The 20,519-nt window shown below is 65.8% G+C and carries 17 protein-coding genes; 5 read left to right on the top strand and 12 right to left on the bottom strand.

All coding sequences use genetic code 11. From position 1 onward, the window contains the following. Nucleotides 1-55 precede the first annotated feature (55 nt). Nucleotides 56-520 carry a hypothetical protein gene (locus AMS65_RS19490; RefSeq protein WP_157502303.1) on the top strand — a complete coding sequence of 155 codons (465 nt, stop codon included), beginning with the start codon at nt 56-58 and terminating at the stop codon, nt 518-520. Between the two features lie 187 nt (nt 521-707). Here the strand turns inward: AMS65_RS19490 and AMS65_RS20160 are convergent, their stop codons facing one another. The 7 genes from AMS65_RS20160 to AMS65_RS14120 form a co-directional block, all read right to left on the bottom strand. Further along, on the bottom strand, nt 708-881 hold the full coding sequence (locus AMS65_RS20160) for a hypothetical protein (protein WP_206541998.1): 174 nt from the start codon (nt 879-881) through the stop codon (nt 708-710). 403 nt (nt 882-1,284) lie between these two features. Continuing rightward, nucleotides 1,285-2,616 carry an NtaA/DmoA family FMN-dependent monooxygenase gene (locus tag AMS65_RS14145; protein WP_053384831.1) on the bottom strand — a complete coding sequence of 444 codons (1,332 nt, stop codon included), beginning with the start codon at nt 2,614-2,616 and terminating at the stop codon, nt 1,285-1,287. A 30-nt stretch (nt 2,617-2,646) separates the two neighbouring features. Then, nucleotides 2,647-4,302, bottom strand: a complete 1,656-nt coding sequence (locus AMS65_RS14140; RefSeq protein ID WP_053384830.1) for a dipeptide ABC transporter ATP-binding protein — start codon at nt 4,300-4,302, stop codon at nt 2,647-2,649. Next, nucleotides 4,302-5,672: an NtaA/DmoA family FMN-dependent monooxygenase gene (locus tag AMS65_RS14135; RefSeq protein ID WP_053384829.1), complete on the bottom strand. Its 1,371-nt coding sequence runs from the start codon at nt 5,670-5,672 to the stop codon at nt 4,302-4,304. Before AMS65_RS14135 ends, AMS65_RS14140 begins: the two co-directional genes overlap by 1 nt. After that, nucleotides 5,669-6,715 carry an ABC transporter permease gene (locus tag AMS65_RS14130; RefSeq protein ID WP_053384828.1) on the bottom strand — a complete coding sequence of 349 codons (1,047 nt, stop codon included), beginning with the start codon at nt 6,713-6,715 and terminating at the stop codon, nt 5,669-5,671. Before AMS65_RS14130 ends, AMS65_RS14135 begins: the two co-directional genes overlap by 4 nt. Further along, entirely contained in the window at nt 6,712-7,641 is a 930-nt protein-coding gene (locus AMS65_RS14125; protein ID WP_075201017.1) for an ABC transporter permease, read from the bottom strand. Before AMS65_RS14125 ends, AMS65_RS14130 begins: the two co-directional genes overlap by 4 nt. Next, complete coding sequence (locus tag AMS65_RS14120) at nt 7,638-9,254, bottom strand: ABC transporter substrate-binding protein (protein ID WP_083451725.1); 1,617 nt, start codon at nt 9,252-9,254, stop codon at nt 7,638-7,640. The genes AMS65_RS14125 and AMS65_RS14120 overlap by 4 nt, the downstream gene beginning before the upstream one ends. Nucleotides 9,255-9,456: 202 nt before the next feature. On the opposite strand from AMS65_RS14120, the gene AMS65_RS14115 reads away from it, so the two are divergent. Together AMS65_RS14115 and AMS65_RS20645 are read left to right on the top strand one after the other, a co-directional pair. Beyond that, nucleotides 9,457-10,218 (top strand): IclR family transcriptional regulator, encoded by a 762-nt coding sequence (locus AMS65_RS14115; RefSeq protein ID WP_053384826.1) that lies wholly within the window; start codon nt 9,457-9,459, stop codon nt 10,216-10,218. A 138-nt stretch (nt 10,219-10,356) separates the two neighbouring features. Continuing rightward, complete coding sequence (locus AMS65_RS20645) at nt 10,357-11,724, top strand: Fic family protein (RefSeq protein ID WP_053384825.1); 1,368 nt, start codon at nt 10,357-10,359, stop codon at nt 11,722-11,724. Between the two features lie 21 nt (nt 11,725-11,745). Here AMS65_RS20645 and mobF read toward each other — a convergent pair whose 3' ends face one another. The 4 genes from mobF to AMS65_RS14090 all read right to left on the bottom strand — a co-directional run bounded on the left by mobF (nt 11,746) and on the right by AMS65_RS14090 (nt 17,318). Continuing rightward, a complete protein-coding gene (mobF, locus tag AMS65_RS14105; protein WP_053384824.1) occupies nt 11,746-15,693 on the bottom strand; it encodes a MobF family relaxase in 3,948 nt (1,315 codons plus the stop codon). A gap of 577 nt (nt 15,694-16,270) precedes the next feature. Then, entirely contained in the window at nt 16,271-16,525 is a 255-nt protein-coding gene (locus AMS65_RS20640; protein WP_368664697.1) for a CGNR zinc finger domain-containing protein, read from the bottom strand. Between the two features lie 227 nt (nt 16,526-16,752). Continuing rightward, nucleotides 16,753-16,968, bottom strand: coding sequence for a hypothetical protein (locus tag AMS65_RS14095; RefSeq protein WP_053384822.1), 216 nt, complete (start codon nt 16,966-16,968; stop codon nt 16,753-16,755). Further along, nucleotides 16,965-17,318 (bottom strand): hypothetical protein, encoded by a 354-nt coding sequence (locus tag AMS65_RS14090; protein ID WP_053384821.1) that lies wholly within the window; start codon nt 17,316-17,318, stop codon nt 16,965-16,967. Before AMS65_RS14090 ends, AMS65_RS14095 begins: the two co-directional genes overlap by 4 nt. Nucleotides 17,319-17,892: 574 nt before the next feature. On the opposite strand from AMS65_RS14090, the gene AMS65_RS19820 reads away from it, so the two are divergent. Then, the gene (locus AMS65_RS19820) at nt 17,893-18,588 is read left to right on the top strand and encodes an FHA domain-containing protein (RefSeq protein ID WP_053384820.1); all 696 of its coding nucleotides are present in this window, start codon (nt 17,893-17,895) and stop codon (nt 18,586-18,588) included. A 192-nt stretch (nt 18,589-18,780) separates the two neighbouring features. Here the strand turns inward: AMS65_RS19820 and AMS65_RS19485 are convergent, their stop codons facing one another. Continuing rightward, complete coding sequence (locus AMS65_RS19485) at nt 18,781-19,647, bottom strand: hypothetical protein (RefSeq protein ID WP_157502301.1); 867 nt, start codon at nt 19,645-19,647, stop codon at nt 18,781-18,783. 119 nt (nt 19,648-19,766) lie between these two features. On the opposite strand from AMS65_RS19485, the gene AMS65_RS14080 reads away from it, so the two are divergent. Continuing rightward, nucleotides 19,767-20,519: hypothetical protein (locus tag AMS65_RS14080; protein ID WP_157502299.1), on the top strand; the 753-nt coding region annotated here is incomplete at its 3' end.

Here is a 20,519-nt window from a genome sequence, read left to right as displayed (position 1 = left end):
GGCCAGTAGGTAGGGCGGCGGCAGCGATCTGTCGGTCCCGTTCGCGGTTGCGTGCGTGGGCGTGTTCTCGGCCGAGGGGCTCGTCGGTGTCGACGCCGTACAGGTCGCGATAGCAGGCAACCGTAACCGCCCGCCGCCGCCACTCGGCCTCCCCGCCGGCGAGGACGTCACGGGCGCCGTCGAGTTCGCGCGCCTGGAGCAGCTGCGTGATCCTAGTCGGCACGTGGCGGCCCCGGGCTTCCAGCCGGCGGAGGTTCGCGAGCACGAGCCCGAGGTACGGGGAGTCCGACGACTGCGGATCCACGAGCTCGAGGTCCGCGAGGACGGGCAAGTACTCGCGTTCGAAACGTACGGGTACGCGTCGGCACCGCTCGTGAGCCGGGAAAGGCAGCGGTCGCTGCTGACCTTGCCGATAGGGGACGCGCTCGTGAACTGCGCGAAGCCAACCGGATCATCCACGAACTACTCCAGGAGCTGCGATAACCCGCCTCGATCTGAGGGCACTGAACCACGAATCTGAGGCCGCGTGGCAGGGAGTACTCGACCTCGCGGAGGCGTGCCCTGAAGGGTGGGCACTCACGGGCGGGCAAGCGGTCTTCGTGCAGGCCGCTCTGCACGGCGATCAACTGCCACGTCCAAGCACCAACGCGGACCTCGTCATCAACCTCCGCGCTGATCCCCGAGCTGCACGGCGCATCGTCGACGCGCTACGCGGCATCGGGTTCGAGACCACGCGGCGAGACTCGAACGGCCGCGCCCACCGCTGGGAGCGCGGCGACGCGCAGATCGACGTGCTGCAGCCCCGCTACCTTGGTGACCGCTTCGAGAAGCGGCTGAGCCGGGAAGGACTCGAAACCATCGCCGCGCCTGGCGCGCAGCACCTGCTCTCCCGCACCGAACTGGTGACGGTGACACTCGGGGAGAGATCCGCGCAGGCACGAACGCCTACTGCGCTCGGCATCATCGTGGGGAAGGCCGCTGGATTCCAAGAGATCATCGACGACCCCTATCGCGTCCGGCGCCTCGCAGACATCCTCACGATCGGCCCGCTGATCTCGGCCCGCGAGCTTCGCGCCGAGGCACCGTACATGCGGCTCGAGAAGAGGGATGGTGACAGGTCGAGCAGACTGCAGCGTCGTGGGTGCTCAGGTACAACACCGAGCGCCTCCACTCCAGCATCAGAGACTTCTCACCGGTGGAGTACGAAGATATCTACTACGATTCGACACGAGGGGCAGCGAGCCCACTGCCGCTAACATGGCCCTCCGACACGCCCAGGCCGATTCAGTTCCGCGAGTAGCGGTTCTCCGGAACCTTGAGCCCCAGATTGCCGCGCAGAGTCGTGTGCTCGTAACGGGTGCGGAATAGTCCGCGCTGCTGCAGAATCGGCACGACGTGCTCTGTGAACGCCCGGATATCGTCCTCGGTGCGGAATACAGCCTTGATGCCGTCGAGTGCCTGTCCGCGGAACCAGCGCTCGAGTTCGTCGGCCACGTCCTCGGCTGAGCCGGTGAATGCCGGCGCGCGAAATGTCGTTGCACCCGCACTCGAGAGCACGGCCTCGCGGAGCGTCAGCTTCTCGCGGCGCGCCCGTCCGACAAGGGCGATCGCCTGCGGCAGCGTGACAAGGTCAGGCTGGTCCGACAGGTCCGGGAACGGCGCGTCGGGGTCGTACACAGAGAAGTCGTGCCAGTGGAAGTCACGACCGAACTGCGCCAGGAGGTATTCGAACTGGTGATCCTCCTCGAAATGGTGTCGAGCCAGTTCGAGCGCTTCCGCCGTCGTCGGCGCGACCGTGGGCGTCACCCATGGCAGCAGCAGTACGGAGTCGGCGTCCCGCCCCCTCGCGACCGCACGCCGCTTAATGTCGGAGTAATACGCCACGGATTCTTCGAACGTGCGTACCGCCGCGAACGCTCCCTCGGCGATTGTCGCCGCGAACTCGCGTCCCTGCTCCGACCCTCCGGCCTGAAACAGTACGGGTTGCCCCTGCGGTGAGCGCGACACGCTCAGCGGTCCGGCGACAGAGTAAAACTCGCCGCGGTGGTCGAGTCGGTGCAGTTTGTCGGGGTCGAAGAACCTGCCCGTGTCGAGGTCTGCGGGGAACGCGCCCTCCTCGAACGAGTCCCAGAGACCCTGGACGACGCGTACGTGCTCGAGCGCCATCCGGTATCGGGTGTCGTGATCGGCGTGCTCGGACTGTCCGAAATTCGCGGCGGTGCCCGAGTCGCGACCGGCGACGACGTTCCATCCGGATCGGCCTCCGGAGATGAGTTCGAGTGAGGCGAAGCGGCGGGCGAGGTTGAAGGGCGCGTTGTAGGTGGTCGATGCGGTGCCGACGAGCCCTATGTGCTGGGTGAGTGGGGCGAGCGCCGAGAGCAGCGTGAACGGTTCGAGGCGGTTGATCTCGTGGTTCGGCGAATGGTGCGTGATGAACTGGCTGTCGGCGAGGAAGAGGAAATCAAGCAGGCCTGCCTCCCCGAGTTCGGCCCATCGCCGGTAGTAGTTGAAATTGATGCTCGCGTCGACGGGCACGCGGGGGTCTTTCCAGAGGGTGGGCTGTAGGTGTCCTACACCCCAGGTGCCGAGGCCGATCACGATGGTTTCGCGTGTCATGTGCGGGGAGATTCCTTGTCTGCGGCGCGCTCAATGGTGCGCGGCGGCGATGAGTTCTTGCGTGTACGCGTGCTCGGGGTGGGCGAACAGTTGCTCGGTCGGCGCGTGCTCGACTATGCGACCGTGTCGCATCACGATCACCTCATCGGCGATCTCTCGCACGACTCCGAGGTCATGAGAGATGAAGAGAAATGTGAGATCGCGTTCACGCTGGATTCGGATCAGCAGATCGAGTATCTGACGCTGCACGATCACGTCGAGCGCAGACACCGGCTCGTCGCAGACGAGCACGTCGGGTTCGAGGATGAGCGCCCGCGCGAGCGCCACGCGCTGGCACTGCCCGCCCGAGAGTGCGCCGCTGCGCGCGCCCAGCAGTTCCTCGGATAGCCCCACCGATGCGAGGGTGCTGCGTACCAGGTCAGCGCGCTCGCACGTCGTGCCGATTCGGGCGGCAACCAGTGGTTCGAGCAGCGTGCGCTCTACGGTGTATCTCGGGTCAAGGGAGCTCGCCGGATCTTGGAAGACGGCTTGCACCCGCCGCCGAAGCGCACGGGATTTGCGCCCGGCGATCCCGCGAAGTGATGCGCCTCCCACCGTCACTTGCCCAGCGCTCGGAATGAGGGTGCCCAGGATGATTCGCCCGAGCGTGCTCTTGCCCGACCCCGACTCCCCTACGACAGCGAGCGACCGACCGCGACCGATTGAGATCGTCGCGGGGTGCAACGCGAGTGACGCCGCGCCGGGGTAGGTGTGCGAGACCCCGGCCGCGTGCACCCAGTGGGCGTCATCGGCTGCTGTAGCCGCCACCGGACCGTCGGCGTTCGCCGCGAGCGGGTGCGCTGCGACCAAGTCTGCCGCGACCCGTGACCCCCGCGTGGTGCTGCGCTCGCTCGCGCCCGGGATCGCGTCGAGGAGCGCACGCGTGTAGGCGTGCTGCGGGTTTGAGAGGACTTCGCCCACCGCCCCTGTTTCTACGACGCGTCCACGCTGCAGCACCACGACGGTGTCCGCGTGTCGCGCGACGACGCCGAAGTCGTGCGTGATGATGAGCGCTCCGATGCGGTCCTCGCGCACGCGTGCGTCGAGGTGATCGAGAATTCGCTGTTGCACCGTCGCGTCGAGCGCCGACGTGGGTTCGTCGGCGATGAGCAGGTCGGGAGCGTTCACCAGGGAGGCCCCGATCAGTGCGCGCTGCCGCATGCCCCCGGAGAGCTGGTGGGGGTAGGAACGAGCAGCGCGCTGAGCGTCGGGGAGGCCGGCCTGCTGCAGGGCATGCTCGACTGAGCGCCGTCGTTCCGCGCGTCCGCTCTTTCGATGCGCAGGGATCGCCTCGGCAACGTGCCCCCCGACTCGCATGAGCGGGTCGAAGCTGCCGTGCGGATCCTGCGGGATGTAGCCGATGCGACCACCGCGCAGGCGCCGCCATACCTGCTCACCCGCCGCGCCCAGTTCATCCCGAAGCACATGCACGGTGCCGCCCTCGACGAGGCCGCCCGCGGGCAGCATCCCGAGAATCGCACGAGCAAGGGTCGACTTACCGGAACCCGACTCCCCCACCACCGCGACACGCTCACCCCGGTGCACGACGAGGTCGACACCGTGGAGCACGCGCGCGCCGGGCCGTCCTTGCGTCGTTCCGTACGACACGTCCAGGGCGGACACCCGCAAGACCGGCTCATCGTACATCAGTGCAGGTTCTCCGTGAACGCTCCGCGGTAGGCCGCTGCAGGGTGCCGCTTGTTGAGGTGAGGTCCCGCGCCGAACGCTTTGTCTCGGAACGTTCCCGGGGCGTACTCGCGCTGGGCCAGTCCGCGGTCTTGCAGAATAGGCGTGACCTGGTCCGTGAAATCATGGAACGAGCCGTGGAACAGGTAGTCGGCGACGTTGATGCCGTCGACGCCGGCGTCGGCCCAGGCTTCGATCTCGTCGGCGATCTGCTCGGGGGTGCCCACGATCGGGGCGGTGCCCGACTGCGACAGGATTTTGTTGATGGTGGTGTGCGTTTGGCCGGGCGCAAAGGCAGCTGCACCGAACGTTCCCAGGAAGCCCGACGCCTGCTCGACGTCGAGGGGCTCGTCCGGGTCGTACTTTCCGAGGTCGAATCCCAGCACACCGCCGGCTTGAGCGGCAGCGCCCGCGGGGTGCACCCAGCTCAACAGCTCTTCGTACTTGCGCTGCGCTTCCTCCTCCGTGCTCCCGACGACGAACTTCAGGTTCTGGAAGATCTTCAAATCGCCGCGCTCGCGCCCGTACTCCGCGAGGTAGGTGCCGATACGCGCAACAACACTGGCGCCCTTCTCGGGACCGTTGGCGTTGATGAGCAGGCCCTCGGCGTGCTTCGCCGCGAGACGGTGAGCCGACTCGGACATGCCTGCGGTGTACAGGAACGGCACCTTCTGCGGCGACGGCTCGGACAGGTGCGGACCCTCGACGCTGTAGAGCGGACCGCTGTGGTTGATCTTGAACACCTTGCCCGGGTCGGCGTAGACACCGCGCTCGATATCCCGCTGCACGGCGTCATCTGCCCAGGACCCCTCCCACAGCTTGTAGACCACGTCGAGGAACTCGTCCGCGCGCGCGTACCGTTCGGCGTGCGTCGGGATCTCGGCGAACCCTACATTCTTGTAGGAGTTCTCAAGCGCCGACGTGACGATGTTCCATCCCGCGCGCCCCTTCGACAGGTGATCCACGGTCGACGCGAGCCGCGCGAACTCGAACGGGTGGTTCTGGATCAGTGAACTGGTGAAGCTCAGTGACAGGTTCGAGGTCACGGCGATCAGCGCGGAGGCGAGCACCACCGCGTCGTTGTCGGGGAAGCAGATGCCTTGTTGGACGTGAATATCATAGCTATCGGCGTATTTCCCACCGATTCCGAGGTGGTCCGCGAAGAAAAGACCGTCGAACTTGGCGTCCTCCAGAGTGCGCGCGATATCGATCCAGGTGTCGAGATCGTTGAAGTTGTGCGTGCGGCCCCATGGGGATCGCCAGAGTCCGTGCGTGAGATGCGAGGGAACGAGCTGGGTGAAGCCGTTGAAGAGCAGTCGGGAGCGGGTCATAAGGCGTCCTTCGATGATGTGGTGGTTTGTAGTGCGGCGGAATCGCGAACGCGCGGGTCGATGCGCAGGATGATGAGCTCGATGGCGAGGTTGATGATCACGAAGACGACGGCGCTGAACAGGACATAGGCCTGAACCGTCGAGAAGTCCTGCGACTGAATTCCCGACGTCACAGAGGCCCCGATTCCGGGCCACGAGAAGATTCCTTCGACGAGCACGCCGCCGGTCATCAGCAATCCGACGAGGATTCCCGCGGCGGTGAGCGAGGTGATCGCGGCGTTCGGAGCGGCATGGCGCAGGATCGCGTGACGCCGGGTGAGCCCGCGCGCGATGGCGATGTCGACGAACGGGCGCCCGGCCGCCACCCGCAGGTTCGCTGCGAAGACGCGTGAGAGGAACGCCATTGAGTACAGACCGAGCGCGATCGCGGGCAGCACCAGATGGGCGGTGGCGTCCGCGAACGCGGTCCAGTCGCCCGCGAGGATCGCATCCACGCTGAAGAGCCCCGTGACGTGCGGGGGTTCCAGCACGCCGGTCGACAGGCGTCCGCTCGATCCGGGCAGCCAGCCGAGCACCTCGGCGAAACCGACGATGAGCAGCAGCGCGAGCCAGAACTGGGGCAGGCTGAGCCCGACGAGGTTCACGGCGTCGATGGTTCGCTGCACCCACCGGCGCCGCGACATCACCTGCAGCACTGCCGTCAGGCCTGCAAAGACCACTGCAAACAGCGACGCGGCCAGCGCGAGCTCGATCGAGGCGGGTAGGCGGTCTGCGAACAGCGTCCGCACCTCGACGCCGAGCGTGTAGGAATAGCCCCAGTCCCCGCGGAAGATACCGCCGATGTAGCGGATGTACTGCGTCCAGACCGGGAGGTCGAGCCCCATCTGCTCGCGAAGTGCGGCTTTCGCCTCGTCCGTCGCGAACGGACCGAGCACGAGCGCTACGGGATCGCCCGGGGCGACGCGCAGGAGGAAGAACGCGAGGAGTGATGCGCCGACGATGGCGCTCAGCCCAGTCGCAATGCGCGAAACGGCGGCCTTCATCGTCGCGCTCCATCCTCGGTATCCATCACACCAGAAACGTCCCCCGTGCCACGCACTGCGCCGCGTTCAGGGGTGTTCCCAGTAGCCGCCGCATCGCCGTGAGCCGAGATCCGATCCGCGAGGATGTTGGCCCCCGCCACGGCGAGGAAGAGTCCGATCCCCGGGAACACGACGATCCACCAGGCCCCGGTCAATGAGTACTGCAGCCCCTCGGCGATCATGGACCCCCATTCCGGGAGCGGCACTTGGGCACCGAGACCGACGAAGCCGAGCGCTGCCAGGGTGATAATGGTGGATCCGAAGACGGCAGCCGATTGAACGACCAGCGTGGGCCGAGCGTGCGGAAGGAGATGGTGCAGCACGATCCGCCACCGCGGAAGCGCGGAGGTCTCAGCCGCCGTGACGAACGGCAGTTGAGAGATTTGAAGCAGCTCGGAACGCACGAGTCGCGCGGTCACCGGGATGCACCCGAGCGCCGCACCGACGATCGCCGCCGGCACTCCGCGACCCAGTGCGATCGCGATTGCCATCGCGAGGATGAGCTGAGGGAACGCGAGCACGATATCGAGCAGTCGCATCAGCACGTTATCGACGATGACGCCGCTGCGCGCTGATACGACGCCGAGCACCGTACCGATGAGACCCGAGACCACGGCAACCACGACTCCGGCGAACAGCGAGATGCGCGCCCCCGCGAGGAATCGCGCCAGGACGTCGCGTCCACTGGCATCGGTCCCCATGGGATGGGCCGCCGATGGCTGCAGCAGACTCTCCGACAGATTCGTCGCGAGAGGATCGTGCGGCCAGAGCCACGGACCGACGACGGCAGCTCCGGCGAGGACTGTCAGGATGCCGAGCGGGAGCAGGAGCCTGCGCGAGCGGACGGCGACCGTCAGCTCCCGCAGTGCTCCGGCAGTACTCGTCATGAAGACGTGCTCCACAGGTGGAATGGGATGTTGTTCTGGCCGTAGACGTACGAGTCGACGCCGGTGCCGAGGACCGCGGTGAAGTCCTGCGCGTAGGCGATGGCGCGCGGGGAAGCGGCGTTCCAGAGCTCGGTCACCTGATCCCAGTACTGCTGCCGTTCCTCGTCAGTCGTCGCGGAGGCCGCGTCGGTGATGAGCTGGTCGACTTTCGGGTTGCAGTAGTTGCTCTGGTTGTAGAGCTGGCCGCAACGAATGTCGTACGAGGCCAGCCAGCTCGGTGTCACGACCGAGGGTCCGTCGAAGCGGATGATGACCCACTCCTTCTTCTCCGCGCCGGCCGCATTCTGGTACTCGGCCGCCGACAGCTCCACCACATTCAGTTCGACTCCGAGCTGCTTCCAGGAATCCTGCACGATCGTCGCGATCTGCTTCTGGTCGTTGACGCCCTCTCGGACGTAGGCATCGATCTTCACCGGGAGCTGCGCACCCGATTCGGCGATCAGTTCCTTCGCCTTCGCGAGATCGTACTCGCGCGGCTTCGACAGCGATTCGTTGTAGGCCCGGAACGCCGGTGAGAACGGCCCGTAGTAGGCCTCGCCGTAGCCCTTGGCGACCTGATCGACCAGGCCCTGCTGCGGTGTCGCGTAGGTCAGCGCCTCACGGAATTTCGCATTGTCGAAGGGGGCCACCTGATTCGGAAGCCCGATGATCTGCCATGCCGCTGCTGGGTGGCCGATGATCGAGACTGCGTCGTTGCCCTTGAGGCTCGCAACGGACTGCTTCGTCAGTCCGAGCGTGACGTCCGCCTCGCCGTTGCGCGCGCGCAGCAGCAGCGCCGCGTCGTCGCTCACAAAGCTGACATCGACCTTCGCCGCCTTCGGCTTCGCACCCCACCAGTTCGAGTTCGCCGACAGCGTGAGTGTGCTCCCGGGCTCGTACGCATCGACGTTGTAAGCCGCGCCACCGGCGAAATGACTCGCCAGCCACTCGTTCTGAGCGTCGACGGTATCGGCCGCGGCCTCGATGGCCTGCTGGTCGACGATCGCCGCTCCCGACGAGGTGAGTGCGAGCAAGTAGTCCGGGTTCCGGGCGCCCAGCGTCGTCACCACGGTGTGGTCATCGGGGGTGTCGATCGATACCAGGTCGGAGGCGCTTCCGCCCTTGCTGAAGCTCGCCCCGCAGGAGCCAAGCGCGATGGCGCGCTCCCACGACCACTTCACAACCTCGGACGTGATCGGATTGCCGCTCGCGAACTTCGCATCCCGCAGTTTGAAGGTGTAGGTGAGTCCGTCGTCCGAGACCGTCCACGACTCGGCGAGATTCCCCTCGACCTCGGTCGAGCTCAGCACCTGCTCCGTTCCAGCCGTGTCGTCGGTGACGGCGTACTGCGTGAGCGTCGGGTAGACGTCCGAGAGCAGGCCGAGATCCTCGATCGAGCACACGGCCGCGGGGTCGAGAGAGGCTGGGGGCGTCGCAATATCGACGCGGAGCGCGTCCGCGGCAGCGGACGGCGCGGCGCCGCTGGACGACGCGCAAGACGTGAGTGCGAGCGCAGCAGCGGCGAACGCTGCGGCAGCGAACACGATGCGCGTCGATGGCCTAGAAGTGGTCATGTGCCGTTCTTTCCGTCAAGGGTCGCGAATCTCGCGATGCGGCATAATGTACCCTTATAATCCATATAAGGGAATTTTTGCTTGTAGCATTCCGCAACACAGCAATTTGGCATGAAATCTTCGCCACACTCGGCCACTGGGCCCCAGAGAGTCGCCCGTCGCGCTACTGTCAATACGGACACTCGCCCAAAGGAAGGATCACGTGAGCACAGCAGAGGGCGGCACGCGCGGCGGCATTCAGTCCGTGGCACGTGCCCTGGGCATCCTGCGCCAGTTCCAAGACGGCAATACTCACCGCATCAGCTCCCTCGCGGAACGCACCGGTCTAGGTCAGAGCACGGTGCACCGACTCGTCCGCACCCTCGTTGACGAGGGCATGCTCGAACAGTCGCTCACTGACACGAGCTACCGACTCAGCCTCGGTGCCGCCGTGATCGGCCGAGTGGCCATCTCGCGCTTCGCTAATTCGCGCGCGGCGCACGCACTCGCAGGAATTCGCGAAACGCTCGGCGAGGGCACCAGCTTCGGCATCCCTACGGACGGCAAAGCATTCGTCCTCCTGCGGTACATCGGCGACCGAGAGCACACCAGCACCGAGACCGAGGTGCTCGGCGGACCACCGCACGCCTGCGTGCTCGGCAAAGTATTTCTGGCATTCGGCGCAATCGACTGGAACGACCTCGGACCCGAGCCCTATCGCCGCTACACCGAGCACACAATCACGCACGCAGACGAACTGCGCGCCGACCTTGAGCTCACACGCGAGCGCGGGTACTCCATGCTGCACGGAGAGCGCGTAGACGGCAACACTGCGATCGGCGTGCCTATCTTCAACGCCACCGGTCAGGTCACCGCAGCCTTTTCAACGTACGGCGACGAGGCACGGTTTGACAGCGAATTCGTCACCCACGCCGTGCAGGTTCTGCAACGCGCCGCCGGAAGCTTGAGACCCCCTCTGCTGTAAGTTCGCGTCCACCCAGCCCCGCAACCTCTCACGAGAACGCCGCCATGTCACTAAAGTTGCATCAATCAACTCAAGTTGCAACGTTAAGGCCGTAAAGTTGCAATATGAGACATGTTGGCAAGGCTGTGGAGGCCTGCGATGAGTGAGTACATAGAGCGTCAGTGGGCTCCGTCGTCGACATTCGGCCTCTCCCGCCGCGATCGGGCAGGCGGGGCCTACCTCGCGTTCGTGCCGGACCGGCTCGGACAGGGGGGTCCAACGATCAGTCCTGGCGCGTTCTCGCTGGTCGCTGATGCACAGAGCACGGTGACCCGCGTTGACGGTGTCATCGGAGAGTCCGGCCTGTATCTGAATCACCTGCTCCTGCGGTCGGAAAGCATCGCGTCGTCGCTCATCGAGGGGCATGTGATCTCCGCGAAAAAGCTGGCCTTGGCGGACGTTCTGGGCCGCGGGAAAGAGAACGCGATCACGGTACTCCAGAATCTGCGTGCGATGGAGTACGCAATCGATGTTGTGGCGCAGAAATGGAGCCTTGAACTCGACGACCTGGTGGAGTTGCAGCAGACGATCGCACCGGATCTCCCTCGCGGGTTTCGGGAGGAGCAGAACTGGATCGGCGGGTCGGGATACAGCCCCCTCCAAGCTGCGTTTGTGCCCCCGCCCGAGGGGTACGTGGTGCCGCTGATGGAGGATCTCCTCACCTACGTGAACGAGAGCGCGCATCCGCCACTGTTGAAGGCGGCGATCGCTCATGCCCAGTTCGAGACGATCCACCCGTTCGTCGACGGGAACGGTCGCACCGGGCGTGCGCTCATCCACGCGATCTTGAAGCGCGACGGCATCACCGAACGCGCCGTGCTGCCCATCAGCACCGTGTTCTCCACGAACAAGGACCACTACATCGCAGGTCTGACCGTGTTCAGGGAAGACCCGCCGCAGGTGGACCAGTGGGTGCAGGAGTTCTCCCGGTCCGCGATCCGGGCTGCAGCGAATGCGATCCAGATGAAGGAGCACGCCGACGCGCTCGATACGCTCCTACGCGACCGCCACCACGATTGGCGGGCGTCGCAGGGACTCCCGCCGGTTCCGAGGGCAGGCTCGACCGTCGAGCACGTACGGAGCGATTTGATGGCGCATCCCGTCGTGACGGTGGCGTCGGTCGCTGAACAGTACGGGGTATCGCGGCCCGCCGCGGAGCGCGCCCTAGAGGAGCTCGCGGCCGGGGGCGTGGTGAGCATCACCACGAACCATCGCGGCGCCAAGGCAGCATACGTCTCAGACGAGCACCTGAACTTGGTCACGCTCGCGGAGCGCAGCAACAAGGCCGGCGGCTGGGACACTGCAGAGGCGGTGACCGCTTCGAAACTGGCTCCACCCGATTCGACGCTTCGATGGACCGCAGACGGCCGCCCCGCAACACCGGGCGAGAGCCTCTGGAACACCGGAATCAGTCCGTCAGCTGGGCCTTCCACCCACTCAGGCCACGGTCACGGCTTCTCGATGTGATCTCGTCGCCACCCACGCTCGTCACTGGCTGATGACGGGTACGGTTGAGCAGTCGGGCGCCGTCGCCGGGAACGACACGGCGCTCTCCGCCCTGTACTGCCAGTCAGCCTCGCGGGCCGGTGTGGTATGCAGGGATGCGGCGGCGATGTGTCGGTCTCGTTCGCGGTTGCGAGCATGCGCGTGTTCTCGGCCGAGGGGTTCGTCGGTATCGACGCCGTAGAGGTCGCGGTAGCAGGCAACCGTGACCGCTCGCCGGCGCCACTCTGCCTCACCTCCAACGAGCGGTTCCCCGAGGGCTGCGATCCACGGTTCTTCGTCTGCGATGGCGCGGTCGACGAGGAGTTCGGCGCGGAGCTGGATCGCGAGTTCGCGATCGCGCAGCGCCTGGGCGAAGTCGGGATCCCCGAAGTCGGGGGCCGGCTCGATGAGACCCGCGATGTGCTGCGCACTGCTGACGGTGCGGAGACCTTGCGGGGCGTCGAGAGTGTCGGGGTCGATCCGGTACCGGGTGCGGAGGACGTGTGCGAGGCGCGCGGCGACGTCGCGAGTACTCCCCCGGTCGATGCGCTCGAGCGCATCCCGCACGGCGTCCTCTAGCGGGATCTCCGCCGCATTCTCGAGAGCGGCGAGCATGCGCCCGAGCTTGAGGTTCGAGCGGGCCTCGTCCTGGTCGACGCCAAACGATTTGAGGAGTGGCGCGTACCGGGCGTAGGCGTCGTGCTCGCGTAGATCTTCCAGGTGGGTGTTCAGGCGGTAGTGGAGGACCGCGAGGACGTCACGGGCACCATCGAGTTCCCGCGCCTGGAGCAACTGCGTGATCGTGAACGGGACATTGCGGCCGCGGGCTTCCAGGCGGCGGAGGTTCGCGAGCACGGGCCCGAGGTACGGGGAGTCCGGCGACTGCGGATCCACAAGCTCGAGGTCCGCGAGGACGGGGAGGTATTCGCGTTCGAGCTGGTCGGCAGTGAGCGTCTGGTACTCGGCCGCGAGCTGCCGGATCGACCCGATCCGCTCGGCCTCTTCGCGGAGGGTGTCGTGGGCGGCGATGTCTCCGCCCTTCCGCATGACGACGTGATCGAGGGTCTCTCGCCAGGTGCGCGACATCCCGAGCGCCGCGGGATCCCCCATGTCGCCGTTCTCGTCGACGATCACGTAGGCGCGGTTGGAGAGCTTGCCGCGGGTCATCGCGACATAGAACGTCTCCCGCGTCGCTGACGAATCGACGATCGTGTGCGCGGTGTCGACCGTGCGTCCCTGGGAACGGTGCGCCGTGGTGGCGTACGCGAGCTGCACGTGGTCGCGGCAGTACTCGGCCGGGAGAGTGACGTACTCCTCCCCCGCGACAGCGACAATGTCGCCGGTTTCGGGGTTGATGCCGGCGACACTCCATTCGTCGTTGTTCTTCACCCACCGGTCGTGGTCGGTGCGCAGAGTGCGGGCGTTCTGCCTGGTCACGATCCTGTCGCCGGGAGAGGCGACACCGGACGCGATCACGGCTTCCTGCGTCTGGTCGACGTGGCCCTGCTGGATACGCCAGGTGCGGGCGATGCCGTTGAGGCGCTCCACCATGTCGTTCGTCGGCGCGATCAGCAGCGACACGAGTGCCCCGTCGCCTTTCTCGTTCGGGGTCGTCTCGTCCTGCTTCCAGGCTTCGACGGCTTCCGCGACGATCGACTCGTCGAGGCCGTTCGTGATCCGGCCGTGCTCGATGTACGGGTCGAGGCCGGCGGTCTTACCGAGGCGGAGGAGCTTGGATGCGTCGACCTCCCAGTCGGCCTTGAAGCGGTGGAGGTTCACGAGCTCGGCGACGTCCTGCCGGTCGGTGGCGAGGAGCCCGAAGGCGCCGCCGGCGTCGACGGCGGCCAGCTGTGCCCAGTCGCCAACGAGGAGCAGCTTCGCGCCCGCCTGGTGGGCCTGGTCGCGGAGTTCATCGAGCGCGATGGTGCCGGCAATGGACGCCTCGTCGACGATTACGAGTTCGCCTGGGCGGAGCTGGTAGTCGAACCCATCCTTCGTGTCCGTGCCGCGGGCGGTCTCATGTAGCCACTTCGCGGTGTTCTCCGTGCGGATCCCGAGGGACTCCGCGAGGACCTCGGCCGCGCGCGCCGTCGGCGCAAGCCCCCGCACGGTGCCGGCCCCGTGCTGGGCCTCCCAGATCTCCAGCAGCTTCTCCAGGCTCGTGGTCTTCCCCGCACCGGCAGGACCCACGAGCACGTCGACCAGGCGACCACTCGTCGCAATGTTTTCCACAGCCGCCGCCTGGTCTGTGGATAGGAGCCGCTGTTCGCTGCCCGTGGGCGCACCGATAAGCTGATCAACGACCGCCTGCTCCACACAGGCTCCCCCTGTACTTCTTGCAGATTGGAGCAGGCGGTCCTCCGCATCCCACACCTCCCGCGTGGTGAAGAGGTCGCGGGACTCGGGATGGAACATGTCTTCGCCGTCCGCGGTGCGGAACCGGTGCGGGGTGTGCAGCCGATTCTTCGGGGTCAGCGGGATCGCCTGCGAGATGACCAGCCCGACCACACGCTTCACCGCCAGGTCGCGGTCCTCCGGCGACCGGAACCTCCAGCCCGCGATCACACGCAGCGCCGCGGTCTCCACATTGCGTCTCCCCCACGTCGACCGGGTCGTGGCGAGAGTGTGAAGCACGTACTCGGCCGCGCCCCGGGCCGCGTCGTCGTCGACGTCGTCGTGCCGGAACGACCACAACGGCAGCTCGTCCTTGCGCTCCGCCGCGGTGTCACGAAGCCGGTCCGCGAACAGGAACGAATCCCCAACGTGGGCGCGGGCGCGGTGCCGCCAATTCTGGGTGAGGTCCCTGAGCGACCTAGCCTTCTTCGCGGTCCGGGTGGCGAGGGTGGCCTGCTGCCGCATCTTGATGATCGTGCGAGAACTCGGCTGCCGGCCGTGCCGCTCGACATACTCGCGGATGAGACGGTCCTTCTCCCGGCGGATCGCCTGCGACCGGGTCGAGTATTCATCGTTCAGTGCCTTGGGGACGCCGTCGATCTGCCACTTCACCGACCCCGGCCCGGTGCCGTTCGCAATGGCGAACTGTTGCCTGGCCGCGGACGTATCCGCCCTCTCCTGCTCGATCAGCCACGCCCGGTACTGGTCTGGCTCCTGCAGCACCTCTTCCACGGTCCACTCGACGCCGAACCTTGCCGAGAGTTCATCCATGAGCACGCCGTCGTAGAAGGCGCCGGCAGTAGCGACCGCCGGCATCAGCGACCACCGCGAATCGATCGTCCGCCACCTCCCGTCCTCTCCCTGCACACGGTTGGAGACGAGCATGTGCGTGTGGAGCTGCGGGTCGCCCTCGCGGGAGTCCCAGTGGTCGAACAGGGCGGCGGAGATCCCGAGCACGTGTGCCTGCGCGACCCCGTCGGCGCCGGTGCGGGTACGCACGATGTCGGTTTCGAGCTTCTCGATCGTCGCCTGGATCGCGGCATGATGCGCCTGCCGGATCTGGTCTTTCAGCTCGGGATCCGCGAGCGCCCACCACGACGACACGCTCTTCGGCGGGGAGAACACGAACTCGAAACCCGCCACCGACTGCTTCTCCGGCGTCTCCGTCACTTCCTCACGGATCCGGTCACCGAGGGCCTCGAACTCCGCGGGGGTGAGATCCCGGTTCGCGGGGTCGGCCGCGGCGGCCTGGATCTTCTGCTGGATGCGCTGCTCGAGCGGGAGCACCGTCGTGTACTTCCGCCCGAGCCGCGCACCCGTCACCGGGTGCACGCCTTCTCCGAACAGGGCGACGAGCTCACGCTCGGCGACCTGGTCGCGCGGGTTCAGTCCGAGCGCTGCGATGCCGGCGCCGGCCCAGGATCCCGGCGGGGTGCCGTTCGCCATGTAGTAGGCGGCCTTCCCCTCCGCCCGATCGATCGTGTGCTCGTCCGCGACCGTGTTCAGGAGATACCCCCACGCATCACGAGAGGCACCGATCAGTGCGACAGTCAGCACGGAGACTCCAGGTTTGCTCGACGCAGTAGATCCGCAATAGTCTCTCTGCGCACCGCAATGAGTTTCTCGGGCATGTCGGTACCACCGTCAATCGCATGTTGAATGCACACGGACACCTCGCAGCTCAGCTGGATACTGGTCACGAAGGAGCCCAGCCGTGACGGGCTCAGAGCTCTGAGAACGGAAATTCCTACGGCAAGGTATCGATCGCGCTCCTCTGGGGACGAAGCCCAGGCGTCAGAATGCACCCATTCGTTGACCTGGAAGAACTTCCTTCTCAGGGGGTGCGCGCCTTTCCGCAGCGGGAGACAATCTGCTCTCAGTGATCGGATGTGTTGCACGATCCCGGGCCACCCCAATAACCTTCCGCGATCGGTGATGTCGGCAAGTGGCGGGAGTCCTCTGAGGGTGGATGCGGGTTCGGACAGGCCTGCAACTTCGAGGTGTGTTGGGAGGTTCTCGCGGATGGCCCAGTCTGCGAGCGTGACTCTGCTGACGGGAGGGAGTGTTCTCTCGATCATGTCTTCGGTCTCCCGAATGATCCGGGATCGGGCGTCGTGTAGGGCGTTGGAGTCGTTCACAGTGAGGCTTTCTGTTGGTGGTAGGCGCGCTGGGCGCGCTTCCGGCAGGTGGCGTTGCAGTAGACGCGGCGGCGCGTCTTGGACGGTGGGAGTGGGAGCTGGCACCAGGCGCAGAATCCCGACGATAGGTCGCTATCGGCGCGGTGGGCACGCTTCCGGCAGCGGTCCGAGCAGTACATGTGGCGAGGGTTGTGCGGATCCGGGAGGAACACGCTGCGGCACCGTGGTGCCGCGCAGGAGTACAGCAGCATTCCGCTCAGCACCTCGACCCGCCGCGCCCGCTCCCGCTCCACCAGGCGCCTGCACTTCTTGCTGCAGTACTTCCGCTGCTTCGACGGCGTCAGAAACGTGTGCCCGCACTCGGGCCGCGCGCACAGCGTCTCCCAGCCGCCCGCGCCCCCACTGGTGGGAGCAGCCGGATGCGCGAGACCGCGCGACTGGCGGACGCGAGCCTCGAACTCCCGCTGGCCGCGTGTCTTCACAGACCCACCGGAGCTGGGTCGGCGTCGATGAGTTCGTCGAGCTCCGCGCTCATACTCACCGGTTCGAGGGACGTGTCGAACGTGACGTTCACCTGATCACCGCGCCCCGAACGCACCAGTGCGATCGCTTCGTCGGGAGTCGACGCATACACGAGATCCATCACGACACCGATCACCCGCGACTGAACGAGGTACGGGCGCTGCCCACTCACGCCTCACCCTCCAAGGCTTCGAGTTCAATGCCCGCCAGGTCGAGGCGGCCTTGCGCTTGGAAAAACTCCCGCAGCGCGAGAGCCATCGTGACTCCTGCCGTGCCGTCCCGTTCGAACGCGTCCTCGAGCTCGTGAAGGAGAGAGCGGATCGCGTCGATGCGCGCATCGGTGGTAACGAGGTCGCCCTCGGTCGCGCCTTGCGCGCCCCACGCTTCGAGCGCGTCGGCGCGTGTTGCGTACGGGACGCTCGTGATGCGTCGGCCGGTGTTCTCGTCGGTGTCGTTGAAGATCACGCGGTGGCACTCGACGGGGTGAGCTTCGATCTGAATCAAGGTGTCAGGGAATGGCATGACGGGTCCTCCGAACACGGTTCTGGGCTGGTCTTTCACGGAGAAGATGCGCGGTCGCGCGCAGCTAGTGTCACGGAACGCGGGACGCGGAAACCCTCGAATGCCAGTCGTGTAAGGAGAAACTCCGGCAAACGAAGTGCAGCCGGAGAAGCAGTCGCGCAGCGACTGCAGGCAGGGAGACGGCCAGTTGCAGAGCAGGTGGCCGTGGCGATCGCGAACGATGGAATCGGGGGCGGCGAGATCGCAAGCTACGGGTTCAGAAGTTCAGCCGAGAACAGGTCCCCGGCCGAGCGCTCTCCCCTCCTCGAGTGCGCGCCGCACCTCTTCGTGGGGTGTGACTGATGCAACGACCGACACCCCAGCCCAGGTGATCCAGTGCCCGTTCTGCGAGTTCGTGAACATAGCACCGCAGCCCGACGCGCGCTGCAAGAACTGCGGCATCGGACTCGCCAGACTCCTCAACCCACCACCCGCCGCAGCGACCCCAGCACCTCGGCCAACAATCCAAGCCCCCCAAGCGGACCCAGCCCCGCGGGGGAAGCCGCGCCGGAAACCGAAGCGCGGCCGGAAGAAGATGACCGGCGCAGGCACCGGCGGTCTTCCCTGGATCGCCACGGCGTCGTCAGGCCGCCCGGATGTCGCGGGCACTGTCGCGGCGACACCTCACCTGGGCGGTGGCGACAATGTCGCTTCCGCCCCCAACGAGCCGCGATCGGGCCAGGTCGCCTCGAATGTCGCGACACCGTACATCACGCCTGTCGCGCCCGTCCTGGTCGCGACGTCTGCCGACGATGAGTTCGAGGCGACAGTCCTGCACCAGGCGACATCCGCGACATCCGCCCAGAAGGCGACACCCGTGTCGCCTCGGTCATGGGTGCTGGAGCTTGCGACAGGAGAGACATTCCCCCTGGGCGCTGGCGACATCGTGGTCGGGCGACACCCGGTCGCGACAGACGGGGCGACACCGCTCCGGCTCCCCGACCCGTCACGGAAACTGTCGCGCACACACGCCCGCCTCCGCCACGACAACCACCGCGACATGTGGACCGTAGAGGACCTCGGCTCCAGCAACGGCGTCGCGACATTCAACAACGACACCCACGCCTTCGAAGAAGCGACACCCGGTCAGCCCGTCGATGTCGCCGAGTACCTCCGCATCGGGACACTCAAAGCCAGACTCCGACGCGACAGCATAGCCGTAGGCGCTGTCGCGACATCAGGCGACAGCGCAACGGGGACCGGCGACGCGACACCGGCCGCGACATCCTGAACCTCCGCGACACCGTGAACCATCGCGACATGTCTCAGTCGGCGACATCCTTCCCCGGGACGACATGTCGCAGCCGGCCTCCCCGGTCAGCGAAGCGACAGGCGACAGCCCAGGGGCGCGCGACACGCGCGACACGGGCTCTCGCGGTCGCACGCAAGAAACGACGACAAGTGCCACCAAGGAGAGCGGGGCCTATCTACGGAGCCTTCGAGAAGCTCCGAGAAGAGATCCCCCTGCGATGAGTGCAGTGATCGCTGCGGGTACGAGTAGGTGGTGTGTTCCGCCCCCTGTGTTTGCAAGCTCCAGAGTGGCAGCAGAGGACGCTGCGGGGAGATCGTTGGTATTTTCCGGGTTCGGGGTTGTCACAGGGGGCGCTGCTTCGCCTTGCAGCACGGAAACTCTGTGAGCTGTAGAGCCGAAGGTAGCGTCGTCGTCACTACATGAGAATCTGAGGTTGTAGTCCCCCGTAGGCATATCTCCGGGGATGGGGATGCCCTCATCGAAATACCCCTCGCTGTCAAGAGAGAGTGCGACCGCTGGGAAGTCGTAGTAGTTGGATTCATCGAGGGGGAGCATGTTGACGCGTCCGGCAATGCCGGTGTAGCCGAGGAGCGCGCAGCGACCGACCACTGGGACGGTCTGACCCTGGCGAACTTCAGAGAGTCCGACCTCGATTTCGGCAATCATGTGCTCCCACTCGGTGACGGGGTCTTCTTCCTCCGTATCGAGCGAATCCGACGCGTCGGGAGCAGACCCAGGTTCCTGGGAAGGCTCGATTGATGGGTCGTTGTTTCCACGGTCTCTGCCTGGTTCCGTGTGCAGCGTTTCAGGGCCTGCGGGGTCGGGTGATGTGCGGGCGAGATCGCCCTCAGGCTCCGCTGGTCCTACGGTTTCAGGAGTTTGTACGCCGGTCTCGTCCCCCACCACGAGAGGAGAAGCCTCCGCAGAAGTGTCATCTGCGAACGCCACCCCCGGCTGGGCAACCCCGAAACTCACCAGGGTGACCGCAGTGAGCACCAGGCCGACGCGGGATCGTATCGAAGGTGATTGTTTCGACATAGACACCCTTTCGTTGCAACCCTCGCATCCGAGGTTAGCGCACTTCGGAATATTGACTGAGAATCCCAGTTCATATTAATGTTTGCGCGAACAAGGAACTTTATTTGGGAGGTTTGTGAATGAATAAGGTGCGCTTGAAGCGATTTGCTTCGGTTCTGCTTGTCGCCTGCATGATGTCGTCCGCGGCTGCATCGCCTGCGTTCGCCACCGATGTGGCGGTGATTGGTGAAGAGATCAGTCCGCCGGGCGAGCTGGAGCAGAACCATGGTGTGTCGGAGGAGGCGACTGCAACCGAGAACGATCCGCCGGAAGGCGGCGTGGCAGATCCCGCTCTCGGAGATCCGGCAACCGGCGAAGATGACGCATGGTTCCAAAGCGAAGAAAGCGAGCTTGACGAGGCCCCTACCTCCTCGGGTCCAGAGGGTTCGGTGCGTGCGAGAAGCGTAGAGTTCGACGCTGACGCTGCTTTGGCTTCGCTGGTGGCTCCTGAGGATCTCCTCACTGTGCTGCCTGGCGAGCGGAGAGTACTCACTCCACTCGTTTCGAGTTTCTCGTTCGAGAGTTTCGACGAGACAACCGTTGAGGTCACGCTTCTCGAAGTCGCAGCTGGCATATCAGACCCCGACTCTCCGTTCCCAAGCGTGGAAGTGCAGGGAGAGACCACTGAGGGAGACCTTGTTTCGTTCGTGTTCGTCCCAGACGACAACGGGAGCTATTCGCTCGTCGGCTCGCTCACTGGCGAGGAATCACCCCGCCTCGAAGTCGCTCAGATCGACGAGGCCGCATACCGTCTGGATGAGGTAACACTGGCAGCCGCAGATGCGCCGACGGATGAGGCTCCCCACACAGAAGGGTCTGATGCATGTTTAGGT

The sequence above is a fragment of the Leucobacter celer subsp. astrifaciens genome (genome assembly GCF_001273835.1).
In the GTDB taxonomy this organism is placed as follows: domain Bacteria; phylum Actinomycetota; class Actinomycetes; order Actinomycetales; family Microbacteriaceae; genus Leucobacter; species Leucobacter celer.
This window is presented reverse-complemented; position numbering and strand designations above follow the sequence as displayed.

What these genes read in the sequence shown, in the direction of transcription:
- AMS65_RS19820 (WP_053384820.1), top strand. Translation starts at nt 17,893, where the DNA reads ATGACCGGCGCAGGCACCGGCGGTCTTCCCTGGATCGCCACGGCGTCG.
- AMS65_RS20640 (WP_368664697.1), bottom strand. Translation starts at nt 16,525, where the DNA reads ATGCTGCTGTACTCCTGCGCGGCACCACGGTGCCGCAGCGTGTTCCTC.
- AMS65_RS14135 (WP_053384829.1), bottom strand. Translation starts at nt 5,672, where the DNA reads ATGACCCGCTCCCGACTGCTCTTCAACGGCTTCACCCAGCTCGTTCCC.
- AMS65_RS14140 (WP_053384830.1), bottom strand. Translation starts at nt 4,302, where the DNA reads ATGTACGATGAGCCGGTCTTGCGGGTGTCCGCCCTGGACGTGTCGTAC.
- AMS65_RS14130 (WP_053384828.1), bottom strand. Translation starts at nt 6,715, where the DNA reads ATGAAGGCCGCCGTTTCGCGCATTGCGACTGGGCTGAGCGCCATCGTC.
- AMS65_RS14120 (WP_083451725.1), bottom strand. Translation starts at nt 9,254, where the DNA reads ATGACCACTTCTAGGCCATCGACGCGCATCGTGTTCGCTGCCGCAGCG.
- AMS65_RS20645 (WP_053384825.1), top strand. Translation starts at nt 10,357, where the DNA reads ATGAGTGAGTACATAGAGCGTCAGTGGGCTCCGTCGTCGACATTCGGC.
- AMS65_RS19485 (WP_157502301.1), bottom strand. Translation starts at nt 19,647, where the DNA reads ATGTCGAAACAATCACCTTCGATACGATCCCGCGTCGGCCTGGTGCTC.
- AMS65_RS14145 (WP_053384831.1), bottom strand. Translation starts at nt 2,616, where the DNA reads ATGACACGCGAAACCATCGTGATCGGCCTCGGCACCTGGGGTGTAGGA.
- AMS65_RS14125 (WP_075201017.1), bottom strand. Translation starts at nt 7,641, where the DNA reads ATGACGAGTACTGCCGGAGCACTGCGGGAGCTGACGGTCGCCGTCCGC.
- AMS65_RS14090 (WP_053384821.1), bottom strand. Translation starts at nt 17,318, where the DNA reads ATGCCATTCCCTGACACCTTGATTCAGATCGAAGCTCACCCCGTCGAG.